Source organism: Algoriphagus persicinus, assembly GCF_035156415.1.
Classification (GTDB): Bacteria; Bacteroidota; Bacteroidia; order Cytophagales; family Cyclobacteriaceae; genus Algoriphagus; species Algoriphagus persicinus.
The window spans coordinates 1-16,517 of sequence record NZ_JAYEEY010000011.1 but is presented as its reverse complement, the minus strand read 5'-3'; the positions used below and the strand labels follow the sequence as shown (position 1 = coordinate 16,517).

General features: G+C 42.0%; 15 protein-coding genes. 3 read left to right on the top strand and 12 right to left on the bottom strand.

Annotated elements, in window-relative coordinates; genetic code table 11:
• Positions 1 to 10: 10 nt before the first annotated feature.
• From U3A58_RS10050 to U3A58_RS10030, 5 genes are all read right to left on the bottom strand, one after another.
• Positions 11 to 1,201 carry an NHL repeat-containing protein gene (locus tag U3A58_RS10050; RefSeq protein WP_323823290.1) on the bottom strand — a complete coding sequence of 397 codons (1,191 nt, stop codon included), beginning with the start codon at positions 1,199 to 1,201 and terminating at the stop codon, positions 11 to 13.
• Between the two features lie 44 nt (positions 1,202 to 1,245).
• A complete protein-coding gene (lolA1, locus tag U3A58_RS10045) occupies positions 1,246 to 1,899 on the bottom strand; it encodes an outer membrane lipoprotein periplasmic chaperone LolA1 (RefSeq protein WP_323823289.1) in 654 nt (217 codons plus the stop codon).
• A gap of 33 nt (positions 1,900 to 1,932) precedes the next feature.
• Entirely contained in the window at positions 1,933 to 4,416 is a 2,484-nt protein-coding gene (locus U3A58_RS10040) for an FtsK/SpoIIIE family DNA translocase (protein ID WP_323823288.1), read from the bottom strand.
• Positions 4,417 to 4,469: 53 nt separating this feature from the next.
• Positions 4,470 to 5,510, bottom strand: a complete 1,041-nt coding sequence (locus U3A58_RS10035; protein ID WP_323823287.1) for a quinone-dependent dihydroorotate dehydrogenase — start codon at positions 5,508 to 5,510, stop codon at positions 4,470 to 4,472.
• A 358-nt stretch (positions 5,511 to 5,868) separates the two neighbouring features.
• The gene (locus U3A58_RS10030; RefSeq protein WP_323823286.1) at positions 5,869 to 7,365 is read right to left on the bottom strand and encodes a M28 family peptidase; all 1,497 of its coding nucleotides are present in this window, start codon (positions 7,363 to 7,365) and stop codon (positions 5,869 to 5,871) included.
• A gap of 279 nt (positions 7,366 to 7,644) precedes the next feature.
• Here U3A58_RS10030 and gcvP point away from each other — a divergent pair, with 279 nt between their 5' ends.
• Positions 7,645 to 10,533 (top strand): aminomethyl-transferring glycine dehydrogenase, encoded by a 2,889-nt coding sequence (gene gcvP / locus U3A58_RS10025; protein ID WP_323823285.1) that lies wholly within the window; start codon positions 7,645 to 7,647, stop codon positions 10,531 to 10,533.
• A gap of 132 nt (positions 10,534 to 10,665) precedes the next feature.
• Here the strand turns inward: gcvP and U3A58_RS10020 are convergent, their stop codons facing one another.
• The 3 genes from U3A58_RS10020 to U3A58_RS10010 form a co-directional block, all read right to left on the bottom strand.
• Positions 10,666 to 10,977 carry a hypothetical protein gene (locus U3A58_RS10020; RefSeq protein WP_323823284.1) on the bottom strand — a complete coding sequence of 104 codons (312 nt, stop codon included), beginning with the start codon at positions 10,975 to 10,977 and terminating at the stop codon, positions 10,666 to 10,668.
• Positions 10,978 to 11,079: 102 nt separating this feature from the next.
• Positions 11,080 to 11,958: a lipoyl synthase gene (gene lipA / locus U3A58_RS10015; protein ID WP_323823283.1), complete on the bottom strand. Its 879-nt coding sequence runs from the start codon at positions 11,956 to 11,958 to the stop codon at positions 11,080 to 11,082.
• A 54-nt stretch (positions 11,959 to 12,012) separates the two neighbouring features.
• Positions 12,013 to 12,741, bottom strand: coding sequence for a hypothetical protein (locus tag U3A58_RS10010; RefSeq protein ID WP_323823282.1), 729 nt, complete (start codon positions 12,739 to 12,741; stop codon positions 12,013 to 12,015).
• A gap of 70 nt (positions 12,742 to 12,811) precedes the next feature.
• Here U3A58_RS10010 and U3A58_RS10005 point away from each other — a divergent pair, with 70 nt between their 5' ends.
• Together U3A58_RS10005 and sdaAA are read left to right on the top strand one after the other, a co-directional pair.
• Positions 12,812 to 13,216 carry an OsmC family protein gene (locus U3A58_RS10005; protein WP_323823281.1) on the top strand — a complete coding sequence of 135 codons (405 nt, stop codon included), beginning with the start codon at positions 12,812 to 12,814 and terminating at the stop codon, positions 13,214 to 13,216.
• Positions 13,217 to 13,265: 49 nt separating this feature from the next.
• Positions 13,266 to 14,174, top strand: coding sequence for an L-serine ammonia-lyase, iron-sulfur-dependent, subunit alpha (sdaAA, locus tag U3A58_RS10000; protein WP_323823280.1), 909 nt, complete (start codon positions 13,266 to 13,268; stop codon positions 14,172 to 14,174).
• Here the strand turns inward: sdaAA and U3A58_RS09995 are convergent.
• The 4 genes from U3A58_RS09995 to U3A58_RS09980 all read right to left on the bottom strand — a co-directional run.
• Positions 14,163 to 14,624 carry a hypothetical protein gene (locus U3A58_RS09995; protein WP_323823279.1) on the bottom strand — a complete coding sequence of 154 codons (462 nt, stop codon included), beginning with the start codon at positions 14,622 to 14,624 and terminating at the stop codon, positions 14,163 to 14,165. The genes sdaAA and U3A58_RS09995 overlap by 12 nt on opposite strands.
• Positions 14,621 to 15,559 carry a calcium/sodium antiporter gene (locus tag U3A58_RS09990; RefSeq protein WP_323823278.1) on the bottom strand — a complete coding sequence of 313 codons (939 nt, stop codon included), beginning with the start codon at positions 15,557 to 15,559 and terminating at the stop codon, positions 14,621 to 14,623. Before U3A58_RS09990 ends, U3A58_RS09995 begins: the two co-directional genes overlap by 4 nt.
• 7 nt (positions 15,560 to 15,566) lie before the next feature.
• Entirely contained in the window at positions 15,567 to 16,211 is a 645-nt protein-coding gene (gene upp, locus U3A58_RS09985; protein WP_323823277.1) for a uracil phosphoribosyltransferase, read from the bottom strand.
• Between the two features lie 70 nt (positions 16,212 to 16,281).
• Positions 16,282 to 16,517: OmpA family protein (locus tag U3A58_RS09980; RefSeq protein WP_323823276.1), on the bottom strand; the 236-nt coding region annotated here is incomplete at its 5' end.

Below are 16,517 nucleotides of genomic sequence, written 5' to 3'. Positions count from 1 at the left end.
GAAGTTTGTATCATTTCTTAATCAGGTTACTTCTATAAAGCGTAAAATCTTCCTGTTCTTCTTCTCCACTATACTTTTTCATCCAATAGATATTATCTCCAATTACTATAAAGCTATCAGAGTCCATTGCTGGTAACTCAAGTGGAATGATAGTTCCCTTCTGAGTCAGCACTACTGTTTTTGTTCTTGTTTGGTTGTATAGGTTCGCTCTTAATTCTTTGGAAGCTTCACCTGCCATCACCAAAGCCAGGTCACCTTTATCGGACGGACTTGGTTTGTAGCTGATCAGTAGGTAGTTTCCATATTTTTCCAAATTGATAATATGAGAGGGGTAGGGATTGATCTTGTAATCTGAAATTTTCGGAAAGCTCACGATTCCTTTCTCAAATCCTTTGCCCGCTACAAATCCGGCTAGATCCAAGGTTATCTTCTCTTTCAAAACTGGCTCCGTTCCTGACCAGTCATAAATATATAGTATTGGCTCATTCTGAAAAACGAGATAAAGTACCTGGGATTTTTCATCATAGGAGAACACAGGTCTGAAGTCTTCGAATAAAAATACATTACCATTTAAGAATTGAGAGCCTTCCGGGAATGGCAAGAATGTTTTGGTTTCCTCTGTTTCTAAGTCAGTCAGTAGTATATTTTTTCTGCTCTGCAAAAATTCTGGCCCATAATCTCCAGTCGGATCCTCGATTACGTCAAGAGTGTAAAGCAAGTATTCTTTCCCGTCTTTTTCGATGACTTGGTAAGATTTGAAATGAGAAAATAATCCTCCTAAACTCCATTGGCTTTGATAAATGCCAAAATTCTGGACTACATCACCGTTTTTCTTAAGCACTTTCAGGCCATTCATGATGTCTAGCATAACCAAATTTCCTGCCTTGTCCTGAGTTATATTTCCACTAGTCATGCCAAATACGCCTGGGACATCACCAGTTTTGCTCCATTTGTCAATTTGCTCACCTTCCTGATCAAAGACATAGACTTCAGAAGAAACCACATCTTTGAATATCAGGTGATCTTCATCAACAGTCTGAAACATGAATTTTTTCGCAAGGATACCACGGACAGTCACAGAATCTAAGGTCTGCAGTTTAATACAGGGTGGCTCATTCGTGCTGTTTCCTGTTTGGCTTTCCTTGGTTTGGCACGAAAGAAAAATAGGGGCTAGAAAAATAAAAAGGATTTGAATCTTCATATTAGTAGTTTAGGGCCACTAGTATAAGAATAAACTTTATGAGTTTACCTCAAATCAATCACTTCTATTCCAGGATATTGTTTTGTGTCAAACACAAAATAGGAGGCTGGAAGATTGGCTTCAAGTTTTAGATTTTTGAAGGTATAAGAAAACACGCCTCCCTGTCCATCAAACATTTCCCAGCCCATTAGATTGGAGCTGTTTTTGTCAATCATCAATTTTACCTGCTCGAAAGGCGCATTGTTCTTCTCTGCGAGCAGTTCCACCACCAAAGCTGTTTTGCCCTGAAACTGTTTTTCTCCAATCAATTTATAGCTGTAGCCTGATTCGTAGAGTCGGTAGATATTGGATGGAGTCAGCTCGCCTTCCATCTGGTCAGCATCGTTGATGGTCACTTCTTTGTAATTATCAGATTGGATATAAGTCCACACTGTTTTACCGTCGTTATAAATTTCCTGATCGGGGAGCTTGAGTCGGTACCTCTCGCCTTTGACTGCGATGTCACCGGACTGGCGATCTCCAGTGCCTGCTCCATCCTGGAAGGTGAAGTCGAAATTTGCCGTATAACCGTTCATTGCCTGAAACTTTTGACTCATGGCATCTAAAACAGTTTTTGCTTTTGGATCCTTTTGAGCGGAGGCTTCGAACGAGAATAATAGGGTAAGAAAAAGAGTATAAACTAGGGCGAATTTTTTCATGAAAAGAGGCTGTTTGAACTTGTTGAACAGCTTTTACAAACTATTCAATAACCGTTCCAAACTGGCTTCATCTTGAATAAGCACCTCGCGGGCTTTCGATCCTTCGAAGGCACCTACTATACCAGCAGCTTCTAATTGATCGATTATTCTTCCGGCACGGTTGTAGCCCAATTTCAGTTTTCGTTGAATTAAAGATGTACTTCCCTGCTGATGCATTACCAGCAGCCTAGCGGCATCATTGAAAAGCGGATCCAAGTCGGAGAAATCAACATCTCCTATGGAATTGTCTGAGTCTTCTCCTTCAAACTCAGGAAGCAAATAAGCGTCTGAATAGCCTTTTTGCCCTCCTATCCAATCACAGATAGAATCGACTTCAGGTGTATCCAAGAATGCGCATTGAATCCGTGTAATTTCGGATCCATGTGATAAGAGCATATCTCCCATGCCTATCAATTGATCTGCTCCGCCGGTATCCAGGATGGTACGGCTATCGATCTTGGAGGTCACTCGGAAGGAAAGACGAGCTGGGAAATTGGCTTTAATAATGCCTGTAATCACATTCACGGATGGTCTTTGCGTAGCGACGACCAAGTGAATACCAATTGCTCTGGCAAGTTGTGCAAGACGTGCAATCGGACCTTCGATTTCCTTACCTGCGGTCATCATCAAATCTGCTAACTCATCAATCACCAAGACAATATAAGGCATGAATTTATGTCCATTATCTGGGTTGAGCTTGCGTGCGACGAATTTTGCGTTGTATTCCTTTAGATTTCTGGTGCCAGCGTCCTTTAATAAATTGTATCGATTATCCATTTCGATACAAAGTGAGTTTAGCGTGTATATCACCTTTTTGGTATCGGTGATTATAGCTTCTTCCGATCCCGGAAGTTTGGCTAAAAAGTGTCTCTCGATCTTATTGAACAGGGTTAATTCCACCTTTTTAGGATCCACCAGGACAAACTTCAATTGAGAAGGATGCTTCTTGTAAATCAAAGAAGCCAAAATCATATTCAAGCCCACGGACTTACCTTGACCAGTTGCCCCAGCCATGAGTAAGTGGGGCATTTTTGCCAAATCAACCACAAAAACTTCGTTGGAAATAGTCTTACCCAGAGCAATAGGAAGGTCTTTATCTGAGCGCATGAATTTCTCCGTGCCCAACACCGCTCGTGCCGGTACCAACTCTCTGTTTTTATTGGGAACTTCTATACCGATGGTGCCTTTCCCCGGAATTGGGGCAATAATTCTAATGCCCAGAGCCGCCAAACTCAAGGCGATATCATCTTCCAAATTCTTGATTTTGGAGATTTTTACCCCTGGCTCAGGGACGATTTCATATAGGGTCACTGTCGGGCCTATGGTCGCTTTGATCTCCTGAATTCCTATTTTGAAGTTTTCCAGTGTTTCGACAATCTTGTTCTTATTGTCTTCAAGTTCCTGACGGCTTACAGTGACTTTCTGCAGGTCATATTCATTCAGCAGATCTAAGGTAGGATACTTGTAATGCGGCAGGTCCAAAGTCGGGTCATAAGCATCCAAATTCTCAACTTCCTCAGCAGTTTTTTCTTCACCTAAAGGTTTTATAACCGAGAAGTTTTTTTCCTCAGACTTCTTTTCTGCCTCACGATTGACCACTGGATCCAGAATATTCAGTTGAGGTACATCGAAGGCTATTTCCTCTTTCTTTGGCTTTTGTTTTGACTCAGGATTGAGTTCGATTTGATCCCCGGGTTTATCTTCTTTGATGATCCAAGAGCTTCCGTCGTCATCGATTTCTTCATCTTCTTCATCCTCTTTGAAAGGATTTTTTACAGGAGAATCCAAAGCAGTTTCTAGCTCATCCTCAGCCTGCTCAAAATCGGAAGCTTTGTTGCTAAACCAGTCTAATTTGTCAATATCAAAGAAGAAAATCACAAAGATTAGCATGGATCCACCCAGTAAAATGAATGTCCCCCAACTTAAGAAATCAGCAGAGAGCTTTGCCAGTTCATAGCCAAAGCCGCCTGAAAGGAAACTCCAATAAGAATATCCTTGGATCAAAATCACCACGTATCCAGTAAGTAAGCCTATCCAGAAGGTAAAGAAAAGAGCGAATGTGGTGTATCGAGTGAGTGAAACAAGTGAGATTTTGAATGCCCACTTGAATCCCAATAAAAATAAAAAGGGCGGAAATAAGAATGCTGCAATTCCAAACCAGCGATAAATCATCCAGTTGCCAGCCTGTGCACCCAGATACCCGAGCCAGTTGGTGGATTCACGGGCTGTTTCTCGAATCGCTTCGCTAGGATTGTTCATGACCAAACTCTGATCCGCAGGGCCATTCAGTAGGTAACTGATGAAGGCGATGAAAAGGAAAATAGAGACGGACATCAGCAAAATCCCGAATGTCAAACTGATTTTGGCGGTATTGATCTTTCCAACTGAAAAGCTCGGAGCTTTGAAGCCTGCTCCTTTCTTTTTGGTGGGTTCTCCTTTTTTTCTAAAAGTATTGGTCCTTGGTGAATTGGTGGCCATGTATGCGATTCAAATCCGATTTAAGATAAGATGAATGAATTTAGATTGACAAATTACTGCGAAAAATGAGCCAATAATCCTTTTTTAATCTTTTTGATCAACCCAGGCCCCTCATAAATCATGCCCGAGTACACTTGTATCAGGCTCGCTCCAGCTTCCAGTTTTTCTATGGCATCTTCGGCAGAAAAGATTCCACCAACGCCGATGATAGGGAAAGCATTATTCGACTTTTGGGATAGATAGCGGATGATTTCTGTACTTCTTTTCCCTAAAACTTTCCCACTCACTCCTCCAGCCCCGATCGCCTCAACTTCAGTTTTTGAAGTGCTCAATTGTGAACGGTCGATGGTAGTATTGGTAGCTATTACGCCATCAATTTTGGTGACCTGTACTATTTCGATGATGTCATCCAATTGCCCGTCTGTCAGGTCTGGAGCAATTTTTAAGAGAATAGGCTTAGGGTTTGGTTTGAGATCATTGGCATTTTTCACAGCCTGGAGCAATACCTTAAGTGGCTCCTTTTCCTGCAAATCCCGAAGATTTGGCGTGTTTGGCGAACTCACATTTACTACAAAATAATCCACATGATCATGCAGAGCTTCTAGGCAGATCAAGTAATCGTCTACCGCATTCTCGTTCGGAGTGACCTTGTTTTTGCCAATGTTTCCTCCCACTAGCACCGTAGATTTCCGCTTCTTCAGCCTCGCCACTGCTTCCTGCACTCCGCCATTATTGAATCCCATACGATTAATCAGTGATTCGTCTTGTGGAAGTCTAAATAACCTAGGTCGTGGATTTCCTTCTTGCGGTAGCGGGGTCAAGGTACCGATTTCTATAAAGCCGAATCCGAGCATAGCCATTTCATCGATGACCTTGGCATCCTTGTCAAAGCCAGCTGCCAGTCCCACCGGATTCTTAAATTTTAATCCAAAAACTTCCCGTTCCAACTTTTTGTCTTCCAGATGAAACACAGATTCTACAATCGAACCAATTACAGGAAGATTGAAAGTAAAGCGGGTTAGATCAACTGTAAAGTGGTGGGCAGCTTCAGGCTTTTTTAAGAAAAAGAGGGGTTTCAGTAAAGATTTGTACACGTAGGGTTGGGTTGCGTTCGTGAGGTAAAGATACCGTTTTATAAAATTTGAAGATTGGAAAATGCCAATCAATTTATTTTACCGCAAAGTTCGCGGAGGTTTACGCAGAGGTCGCGATTTGTGTTTGTACAACCCGTTCGTGACAAATGAACGGTGGTGTCTGCTTAGTTTGTGTGAAGCAAAGCCTTCTAGTAGCTAACTGTTTTCGACTTGATGATTGTCTGACTGAGCGAAGTCGTATAAGATCAAATTTGTTTTTCGTCGTGTCCAAATTTTAATTCTTGCTATTTTCCCTAAACCGTAAAAAAAGGCTACTGGATTGCTCCAATAGCCTTTCAAAATAGTGAAATCCAGATAATTACCTAGCAGGTCTGTTGTTTGTTCCATCGACACGAAGCCTATTTTCTCTGTTGGCTACATCCCAAACGGTGTGGAAAATCAGTCTAGCTCGCTTTTCCATTAGCGGGAATTCGATTTTGTCCACCGTATCAGTGACTTGATGATAATCGTCATGTACACCGTTGAAAAAGAACGCAACCGGGATGTTGTGCTTTGCAAAGTTGTAATGATCTGATCTGTAGTAGAATCTGTTTGGATCATCCTCGGCATCATATCTGTAATCCAATATCAGATCAGAGTAGGTGATGTTGTTATACTCCAGGATTTTTTTCAGATCTGTAGAAAGCATTTCCGAACCGATCACATAGACGAAATCCGTATTTGCAGCATCTTGGTATTCATAATCAATTCTACCCACCATATCGATGTTGAAATTCACTACGGTGTTCTCCAAAGGGAATATTGGGTTTTCTGAGTAATATTCAGATCCCAAAAGACCTTTTTCCTCACCGGTCACATTTAGAAAGAGTATGGATCTTCTTGGTTTGATTCCATCTTTTGCTGCGGCTGCAAAAGCCTCGGCAATTTCAGTGACAGAAACAGTTCCGGAGCCATCATCATCGGCGCCGTTGAACACTTCACCTGTGCTGCTCACACCTACGTGATCGTAGTGAGAAGAAATCACTAACAATTCGTCCTTTTTGTCTGTTCCTTCCAAGTAGCCCATTACGTTTGAGCTTTCCACTTCTTCGATTTTCTTTTCAATCTTATAGGTAGTTTTTTGAGACTTGATAGACTCAGGATTTGTTTTTGCAGCTTCTTTCAAGTCTTCCACAGGAGTATCGAACAGTTCAGCCATTTTATCAGAGCTTACCATGAATACTGGCTTTTGCTCGACCGGCTTTGGGATACCGACTCTTCCTTTTCCAGCTAGGCTTTTGTAGCGATTAGCTATACGGTCAAAGTTTGCCTGACCTTCCATGCTCACGATCACGATACCTGCAGCACCCGCATCCATTACTTGAGTCAAAAGGTCATTGGATCTTACGCCCACAGCCCAGATTCCTACCAATTTGTCTTTCACGTCAACCTTAACCAGATTTTCATCGGAAACTAAGCCTAGGAAAACAAGGTCAGTCTTTGCCGCTTTCTTCATGTTTCCTTCACCGATAAACACAAAATCCTCGTTGTTCACCAGTTTGTGCTTGCCTACTTTCAGCGAAACTTCTCCAAAAGAGGAGCTGACCAATTCTACTGCCTGCAAATAACTGCCGCCTACCGGGCCAGTCAATCCAATTTTCTTATAGAAGTCAGCCAGGTAATTAGCAGCTACTTTTTGTTCTTCTGAACCTGTGTCTCTGCCCTTCATTTCGTCAGAAGCAAGGTAAGTAAGACGCTCTTTCAGATCTCCAGCGGTAATGGTGTTGGCATACTTCACCTGTACAGGTTGCTGCGCCAAGGACGGCAGTGCAAGGCCCAAAGCCATTGCGCCCGTCAATAACAGACTTTTATTCATATGTTTATAGTTAGGTTTTTTTGATTTCAGATGAAAATTTCCTCGAGTTCACTGAGTGATACTGGGTAGTGAATAAAGGCCTGATTTCAATCTGTTTGTATTTAAGGCGCTAAACTAGAGAATTTTTCTAGCGGTAATAAACCATTTATATATTTTGATTTAACAAAAAGGAAATAATGGAGTTCATGAAAGCTTTATCTTTCAATAAATTGTACCTTTGCACCTTGAAAAATCAGCGGATTTCAAACCCAAATAGTTCATCGTCTTTAATATTCTTATATGAAGATCAATCTTTCTAATGCTGTCAAATTTGAGAGCAGACACAATGGCTCGACAGACTTAGAGATCACAGCAATGCTGGAGAAAATCGGAGCTTCAACTTTAGAGGAATTAATCAACCAAACTGTACCGAAGTCTATCCAACTGGAGCGCCCGTTGGATCTTCCGTCAGCGAAGTTGGAATCTGATTTTTTGAAGGATTTCAAAAAACTTGCTTCTAAAAACAAAGTATTCAAGTCTTTCATTGGCTTGGGATATTACGACACCTTGGTGCCGGGGGTGATCTTGAGGAATGTATTAGAAAACCCAGGATGGTACACCGCCTATACGCCATATCAAGCCGAAATCGCTCAAGGGAGACTGGAAGCTTTGATTAATTTCCAAACTGTCGTGATGGAGCTGACGGGAATGGAGCTAGCAAATGCCTCTCTTCTAGACGAAGGCACGGCTGCAGCAGAAGCGATGAATTTACTTTTTGCGGTAAAACCAAGAGAGAAAAAGAACGCAACAAAATTTTTTATAGACGAAAAAGTATTCCCTCAGACTAAAGCGGTATTGGAGACTAGAGCTGAGCCAGTAGGAATTGAGTTGGTTTTCGGATCAATTGCTTCCTTGGATTTGACCGATGAGAAGCTATTCGGTGTATTGTTCCAGTATCCAGATGCAGACGGTGAAGCACGTGACTATACTGCTATTGTGGCTGCCGCCAAAGAAAATAATGTGGCAACTGCTTTTGCTGCTGACTTACTTGCTTTGACACTTTTGACTGCGCCAGGTGAAATGGGAGCTGATGTGGTAGTTGGTTCTTCTCAGCGATTTGGAGTACCAATGGGCTACGGTGGACCACATGCAGGTTTCTTCGCTACGAAAGAAGCGTATAAGCGTCAGATTCCAGGCAGAATAATTGGTGTTTCTCAGGATCGAGAAGGGAACAAAGCGTATAGAATGGCTTTGCAGACGCGTGAGCAACATATCAAAAGAGAAAAAGCAACTTCAAATATTTGTACAGCACAGGTTCTCTTGGCAGTGATGGCAAGCTTTTACGCAGTCTATCACGGACCAAAAGGTCTGAAGAATATTGCGTTGAGAACGCATGGACTCGCGAAACTTACCGCCAAAGCTCTTGAGCAATTAGAATATAAGGTTTCCTCAAAGGATTATTTTGATACCATCAAAATAGCAATTGAAACCAAGTCACTTAATGCTATTCAATCTTTGGCACTATCAGCGAAAATGAATTTCCGATATGATTACGACACGGTGTTCTTGACTTTTGATGAGGCTAAGACATTGGAAGATATAGCCGCGGTTGTTGAGGTCTTTGCAAAGGCAAAAGGAGTAGAAGCCCCAGATCTGTCGACTTTATCAGATGAGATTGAACTGGAATTGCCAGAAAGCTTGGTAAGAAAGTCGGAATACCTGACACATCCAGTTTTCAATGATTTCCAGAGTGAGCATGAGATGCTTCGTTACATCAAGCGTCTTGAGAATAAAGATTTGTCTTTGGTGCACTCCATGATTTCGCTTGGATCTTGTACCATGAAGCTAAATGCAACAGCGGAAATGATCCCTGTTACCTGGCCTGAGTTTGGTCAAATGCACCCTTTTGCTCCAACCGATCAGACTGCTGGATATCAGGAGCTGTTCGCAAACTTGAGACATTGGCTGAATGAAATCACCGGTTTTGCAGATACTTCTCTCCAGCCAAACTCTGGAGCGCAGGGTGAGTTTGCAGGATTGATGGTGATCCGTGCCTATCACCAGAGCAGAGGTGATCATCATAGAAATGTGGCATTGATCCCGACTTCCGCTCACGGTACCAATCCTGCCTCCGCTGTGATGGCTGGAATGAAAGTGGTTTTGGTGAAATGTGACGAAAAAGGGAATATCGATATTGAAGACTTGAGAGCTAAAGCAACAGCTCATTCAAAGGATTTATCAGCACTTTTAGTGACTTATCCATCCACACACGGAGTATTTGAGATAGCGATCCAGGAAATCTGCCAAATCATCCACGAAAATGGGGGACAGGTTTACATGGATGGAGCAAACATGAACGCTCAGGTTGGCTTGACTAGTCCCGGAAGAATCGGGGCTGACGTTTGTCATTTGAATCTTCACAAAACATTCTGTATTCCTCACGGTGGTGGTGGACCAGGCATGGGGCCGATCTGTGTTGCAAGTCATTTGGCACCCTTCTTACCCGGTAATCCAATAGTGAAAGCGGGTGGAGAGCAGGCTGTATCGTCCATCTCGGCAGCACCTTATGGCAGCGCGAGTATTTTGCCTATCTCTTACGCTTACATCGCAATGATGGGCGGAGATGGATTGAAGAATGCTACGATAATGGCAATTCTAAACGCAAACTACATCAAGGAACGATTGAAAGATCATTTCCCTATTTTATATACTGGTACGCAAGGAAGAGCAGCACATGAGATGATCGTTGATTGTCGAGCGTTCAAAGAAGTCGGAGTGGAAGTAGAAGATATCGCCAAGCGATTGATGGATTATGGCTACCATGCGCCTACAGTTTCTTTCCCGGTAGCAGGCACCTTGATGATCGAGCCCACTGAGTCTGAGACTAAGGCAGAATTGGATAAGTTCTGTGATGCGCTACTTTCTATCCGTGCAGAGATCCAGGAAATCGAGGATGGAACTGCTGACAGGGTGGAAAACGTATTGAAAAATGCACCACATACTGCGATGATGGCTCTTTCTGACAATTGGGATTTGCCATATTCAAGAGAAAAAGCAGTTTATCCACTGAGCTATGTGAAAGAAAATAAATTCTGGCCAACTGTGCGTAGAATTGATTCTGCTTATGGAGACAGAAATCTGATTTGTAGCTGTATTCCTGTGGAAGATTACGCTAGTGAAGAGGCTTGAATAGCTTTTAAATAAATAGAAAAAGGGCTGCCGAAATTGGTAGCCCTTTTTTGGTTTTTAACCGCGGAGTGTGCGAAGGTAGCGCAAAGGTCGCAGCTGTCCTGCTTCTCCAGAAGCTGGACTTATTTGAATTTAAAGAATCGGAATTTCATCATCCTTCGAAAGCTGGATTTCTAAGCCTCCTGTTTTTGAAGCTACGAAATTATACACTACTGCGCCGAGCGCTCCAAATATAAACCCCATAATTCCATATATAATTGGAAATACAATAACCATAATAATTCCTATTCCTCCTGCTCCAGAAATAGGAAAATCATCAAGAAGTCCTGAAAAAGCAGATAGGAATAATGCATAGAATAAGCCGATAACAAAGCCAAGTGCACCCAAAGTCAAGCCATAGATTTTAGCAGCGGAGGAAACTCCAATTTTTTCAATTTTTACCATTAGTTTAAAAGTTAGTGTGAGAAGTATTGCTTTAAACTATTAAAAAAATAGACATAAAAAAAGCACACCCGAAAGTGTGCTGAATTTTTATTCGAGTAATACCTAGACGTTTACATGTCTTTCAGCGTGATAGGATGATCGCACCAAGGGGCCTGACTCCACGTATTTTAATCCTCTTGCCAATCCTTCTTCTCTGTACTCTGCAAAAAGATCTGGATGGATAAATTCGGCAACTTCAATATGCATTTTAGTAGGCTGAAGGTATTGTCCTAGGGTAAGGATATCACAGCCATGCGCTACCAGATCATCCATTGCTTTTAATACCTCTTCTTTTTTCTCTCCCAAACCTAGCATAATGCCTGTCTTGGTTCTTTTGCCATACTCCTTGGTCAATTTAGTTTGCTCTAATGAGCGGGCATATTTAGCCTGTGGGCGAACTCTTCTATAGAGACTTTCTACTGTTTCCATGTTGTGAGAAACGACTTCCTGCCCTGCGCTGATCATTCGATATAATGCATCCCAATTTGATTTCACATCTGGAATTAGAGTTTCTATAGTGGTCTCAGGAGAAAGTTCTTTGGTCTGAATCACAGTTTGATACCAGATTTCAGCGCCTTTATCTTTCAGCTCATCTCTATTCACAGAAGTCAATACCGCATGCTTTACTCCCATGAGTTTGATTGCTTCTGCCACGCGCCGTGGCTCATCAGTATCGTACTCCGGCGGACGGCCAGTTGCTACAGCACAAAATGAACAGGAGCGAGTACATACGTTTCCTAAAATCATAAAGGTAGCTGTGCCAGCTCCCCAGCATTCACCCATATTCGGGCAATTGCCACTTTCGCAGATAGTATGGAGCTTGTGCTCATCTACCAGCTTGCGGACTTTGGCATATTCTTTTCCTACAGGGAGTTTTACTCTAAGCCAGTCTGGCTTTTTTCTACGAGTAGCTTCTTCGGAAATTACAGGTAATTCGATCATTGATTTCTGATTTGATGCAAAGGTAACTCAGCAAAGGGCAAAACCCAAGTTGACTTACTGTCTGAACCCGTAGAAAAAGGTGAAGTACACGGACTGGAACAACTGACGGTTTTCCGTAGTAGGGATCAGCGGGATTTCTTTGGTAAAACCTTCCAGCATGTATCCAAGTTCCAATCCAGTTGCATTGGAACGAAAGACACCAAATTCGAAGTTAACAGCAGCTTTCAAATTTCCTCCAAAAGCAAATTCTGATTGCCCTAGGCCTTCCAAAAGTCTGCCGGTTCCTAAGATATTAAATCTACTTTGGTGCACTACTGGATCGTATTGCTCGCGTACAGTCTCTACACGATTCAGTGCATATTCTATGTAGTAAGGAGCGATTAATCCAAATGATGGACCCACCGCGGCCAAGGCTGACACTTGGACGCCTTGATTTGGAGCTTTTTTGAAAAGAACTATTTCGCGACCGTATTGAGGTCTTATCGAATAGAGGTAATTAGACTTCCCAAAAATATAGCTATTACCGAGTACGGTAGAATATCGGCTTTCCTTTGGGTTTTTCACATTGGAAAATTCCACAGCCCAAAAGCTAAACTGCGTATCGTCAATTCGTGTTCCTGCTTTGAATATAAAGCCACCAATCAATCCTCCGTTTGTGTTTTTGTTGACACCGAACATGTATTCCTTATCGTAATCGTAGTTGCCTATGTCTTCTCGTTGGGCAAAAGATTCAATCGAAACGGTGAGTAATAGAAGTGGTAAAATGAATTTCAGCTTGTTCATTCGAGTTGGTCGAAAATATAGCCCTATTTTTGGCTGTTAGTTGTTTAACTGATTTTAAAAATAAGAGTTTATGCCCACTATAAAAAGTTCATATTTGGGGAATTTGAGAACTGAATCTGAGCATGTGCACTCAGGAGTGAAAATTCTGTCAGATGCTCCCGTAGATAATAATGGAAAAGGAGAAGCTTTTTCTCCGACCGATTTGGTAGCTAGCGCGTTAGGGAGTTGTATGGTGACTATTATGGGAATTGTCGCTAATCGTGATTCAGTTTCATTGGAGGGGATGACCTGGGAAGTAACCAAAATAATGCAAGCATCGCCGCGCAAAATAAGTGAGATCATCGTTGACTTTCATTGGGCAAATCCTGTAAATGATGCTGCAATGATCCAAAAATTGAAAAATGCAGCCATAACTTGTCCTGTTGCATTAAGCTTGGATCCAGAGATCAAGCAGACATTGAATTTCGATTTCTGAGCATCCAACTTATTGCTCAGAATTTTAAAAGTATATAAACCCATCGAAAATGAGCTATTTATTTGAATCCTTCAAAGGCTGGAAAAGCTATTGCGAAGAGAAGAATATATCCTTACCAGCATCTGTGATTGAGTATGAAGTAGATCAGAAAAATGGTGCAAGTGTTTCTATCAAGGCTGGTCTTCTTCAGGCTTATGGCGTAATGAAAGATGCTGTGAAAACTGGTTTAGAAGAAGAAATGACTTCACGCTCCGGAATGATTAATAACGGCGCAAAGAAAGTTTACAACCATCCTTTATCTGTGCTTTCTCCAGAGTTTCAAAAGTTGATTTCACGTGCTTTAGCAGCAAAAGAAGTCAATTCTTGCATGGGTAGAGTGGTGGCAGCACCTACGGCGGGTGCCAGTGGGATTCTCCCAGGAACGTTGGTGACGCTTCAAGAAATCCATGGATTGAGCGACGATCAAATAGTAGAGGGGCTTTTAGTCGGAGCAGGCATTGCGTTGATTGTTGAGGAAAAGGCGAGTTTGGCAGGAGCGGTTGGCGGTTGTCAGGCAGAAACTGGCTCAGCCGCCGCAATGGCTTCCGGTGCGATTGTATATTGCTTAGGTGGCAATACAGATCAGATTTTCAATGCTGTAGCCGTGACTATTCAATGCATGCTGGGATTGGTTTGTGATCCTGTGGCAGGATTGGTAGAAGTGCCTTGTGTGGTTCGAAATGCCAGTGCAGCAGCCATTGCATTCAGTTCTGCTCAGATAGCTTTAGCAAATGTCAGTGGCGTAATCCCTGTAGATGAATGTGTGGAGGCAATGGGAGAAGTGGGGGCTTCAATGGAAAGCAGGTATAAGGAGACTGCCATGGGAGGATTAGCTGCTACTTTGACAGGCCAGGCTATTGCCGAGCGGGTATTGATCAAGGATATTGAAATCTTACCTGATGAAGAATTAGAGGAATAAGCCGTTGACAAAAGGAATTGCCAGAAGCTGATCAATACTTAAGCTGAGCACCACCGCCCAAAGGCTGGCACTCCAAAGCATGTGGAAATAAATGTGTCTTTTTCTAACTCCAAATGAAACCATTATTAGTGTTCCTCCAATAGGAGTAAGGAAAATTGGAGTAAAGAAAGCGATTCCTATTTCACCATATTTTCTCCAAAGTTGAACTATTCGTCTATTTTTTTTGGAGAATACAAGTTTTGGTTTGGAAATAAATTTCCTTTTAAAAAGCATTTTGATCTTTGACCCTATTAGCGTGAAAATGACCACGCTGGTCATCATTCCCGCGATAGTTATTAGCACATTCTCCACTACGCTATAGCCAGCTGCTGAACCTAATACTGGTCCAGCCAGAAATTTGAACCAACACAGAAAGTAGATTCCAAGAAGAGTAAGAATATTTTCTATCATATCAGGAAGAACAAATAAGCAAAATAGCTGAGTAAGAGCAGTGAACCTTCAACTTTTGAAACTCGCATCTTTGTACGCATCAACACGAATAATAAGAGAGTAATTCCAAGCATCCACAAGAAATCCGAATCGATAAATTCCTGTGATACGCCAATTGGCTTGATGATCGCTGTAAGGCCAATTATAGATAGAATATTCATGATATTACTACCTAGAATATTGCCTAATGCCAGATCCGTTCTTTTGGACAAAGCGGCTATAATTGAGGTGATTAGCTCCGGTAAGCTAGTGCCAATGGCAATGATAGTCACTCCGATTATTCGTTCTGAAACGCCAAACTCTCTGGAGATCTTCACGGCATTGTTGACTAATAGTTCAGATCCAAAGTATAATCCTAAAACACCTCCTATAAACAGGCCTATGGAGGTGGGCCATGAGTAATTTTTGACTTGCTCTAACTCCTCTTCCACTTCAGTATTCTCCACTAAATCTGAATTGGGGCTTTTGAAAAGATAGATGTTAAATCCAATAAATAATCCGAAAAGCAAAATTCCTTCCCAAAATCCTATGAGCCCATTGTAGCCTAAGCCATAGAAAAGTATGGTCACCAGTAAGGTGACCAAATAGTCAAAGCGGATATGACTTTTTTTAATCAGGATTGGGTAAAATATCCCGCTTATTCCAAGCACCAAGGCAATATTGGCAATATTGGATCCTATCACATTGCCAATTGAAATGTCGCTATTTCCCTTGAGTGCGGCATTTATGCTCACTAATAGCTCCGGCGCTGAAGTGCCAAATGCAACTACAGTCATGCCAATTAGTCCTGCACTCATGCCCAGCTTTACTGCCATGGCAGAGGCGCCGTCAACTAAGATTTTTCCTCCATATAGAAGAATGACCAAACCAAGAAATAAGAGGAAGTAGGGGAGCATGTAGTAATTAAAGTTTTGGCCCAAAAGCAAGATCGCCCGCATCGCCTAGTCCAGGGACAATGTAGGATTGGTGATTTAATTTCTCATCGATAGCCCCGATCCAAAGTGAATAATTGCTAGTGGTATTTTCTTTGAGGTATTGGATGCCTTCAGGAGCAGCAATGACTGAGGCTATGTGAATATGCTTTGGTGTACCATGGGAAAGAATCGTGTTGATCGATTCTACTAGCGATTTACCTGTAGCCAGCATAGGATCAGCAAGAATGATTACCCTTCCTTCTAGGCTTGGACTAGCGTGATAGCCCAACTGAACCGTGATTTCTCCAGGCTGACTTTCATCTCGAAAAGCACCTATAAATCCGCTGTCTGCTTGGTCGAAATAATTTAAGAAACCATTGTAAAACGGTAATGAAGCTCTCATTACAGAGATGATAACCGGTTGTTCTATTGGTTTTAATGCGGAAGTCGAGGTAAGCGGCGTGTCAATTTCCTCAGAAACGTACTCAAAGGATTTTGAGATTTCATAGGCCAGTATTTCACCAATCCGTTTTAGATTTCGTCTAAAACGCATTCTATCATTTTGAATACGTATGTCTCTCATTTCACGCAGAAAATGATTTGCTATAGATGGCGTATCAGATAGAATAAACATGCTGCGAATATAAAATAAAAACCCGGCTCTTCGGAACCGGGTTTTTATAATAGCCGAGTTAGAATAATAGTTATTTCACTTCGAAGCTCGCTCTTCTAGCCAGTTGTCTTGCATCAGTAGAAGATTTATCCACGCTAGTGTCTTCACCATAACCTTTATAAGAAAGTCTAGAAGCATTTACTCCTGAAGCTACTAAGATGTCATAAACTGACTTAGCTCTTCTTTCAGAAAGTTTCATGTTGTAGTCTTCAGGGCCTAATTCATCTGCATATCCTTTGATCTCGACACTTACGCCAGGATTCTTTT

Excerpts from the sequence above, each read along its gene's own strand:
- U3A58_RS10050 (WP_323823290.1), bottom strand. The coding sequence starts at position 1,201 with ATGAAGATTCAAATCCTTTTTATTTTTCTAGCCCCTATTTTTCTTTCG.
- lolA1 (WP_323823289.1), bottom strand. The coding sequence starts at position 1,899 with ATGAAAAAATTCGCCCTAGTTTATACTCTTTTTCTTACCCTATTATTC.
- U3A58_RS10040 (WP_323823288.1), bottom strand. The coding sequence starts at position 4,416 with ATGGCCACCAATTCACCAAGGACCAATACTTTTAGAAAAAAAGGAGAA.
- U3A58_RS10030 (WP_323823286.1), bottom strand. The coding sequence starts at position 7,365 with ATGAATAAAAGTCTGTTATTGACGGGCGCAATGGCTTTGGGCCTTGCA.
- gcvP (WP_323823285.1), top strand. The coding sequence starts at position 7,645 with ATGAAGATCAATCTTTCTAATGCTGTCAAATTTGAGAGCAGACACAAT.
- U3A58_RS10020 (WP_323823284.1), bottom strand. The coding sequence starts at position 10,977 with ATGGTAAAAATTGAAAAAATTGGAGTTTCCTCCGCTGCTAAAATCTAT.
- lipA (WP_323823283.1), bottom strand. The coding sequence starts at position 11,958 with ATGATCGAATTACCTGTAATTTCCGAAGAAGCTACTCGTAGAAAAAAG.
- U3A58_RS10010 (WP_323823282.1), bottom strand. The coding sequence starts at position 12,741 with ATGAACAAGCTGAAATTCATTTTACCACTTCTATTACTCACCGTTTCG.
- U3A58_RS10005 (WP_323823281.1), top strand. The coding sequence starts at position 12,812 with ATGCCCACTATAAAAAGTTCATATTTGGGGAATTTGAGAACTGAATCT.
- sdaAA (WP_323823280.1), top strand. The coding sequence starts at position 13,266 with ATGAGCTATTTATTTGAATCCTTCAAAGGCTGGAAAAGCTATTGCGAA.
- U3A58_RS09995 (WP_323823279.1), bottom strand. The coding sequence starts at position 14,624 with ATGATAGAAAATATTCTTACTCTTCTTGGAATCTACTTTCTGTGTTGG.
- U3A58_RS09990 (WP_323823278.1), bottom strand. The coding sequence starts at position 15,559 with ATGCTCCCCTACTTCCTCTTATTTCTTGGTTTGGTCATTCTTCTATAT.
- upp (WP_323823277.1), bottom strand. The coding sequence starts at position 16,211 with ATGTTTATTCTATCTGATACGCCATCTATAGCAAATCATTTTCTGCGT.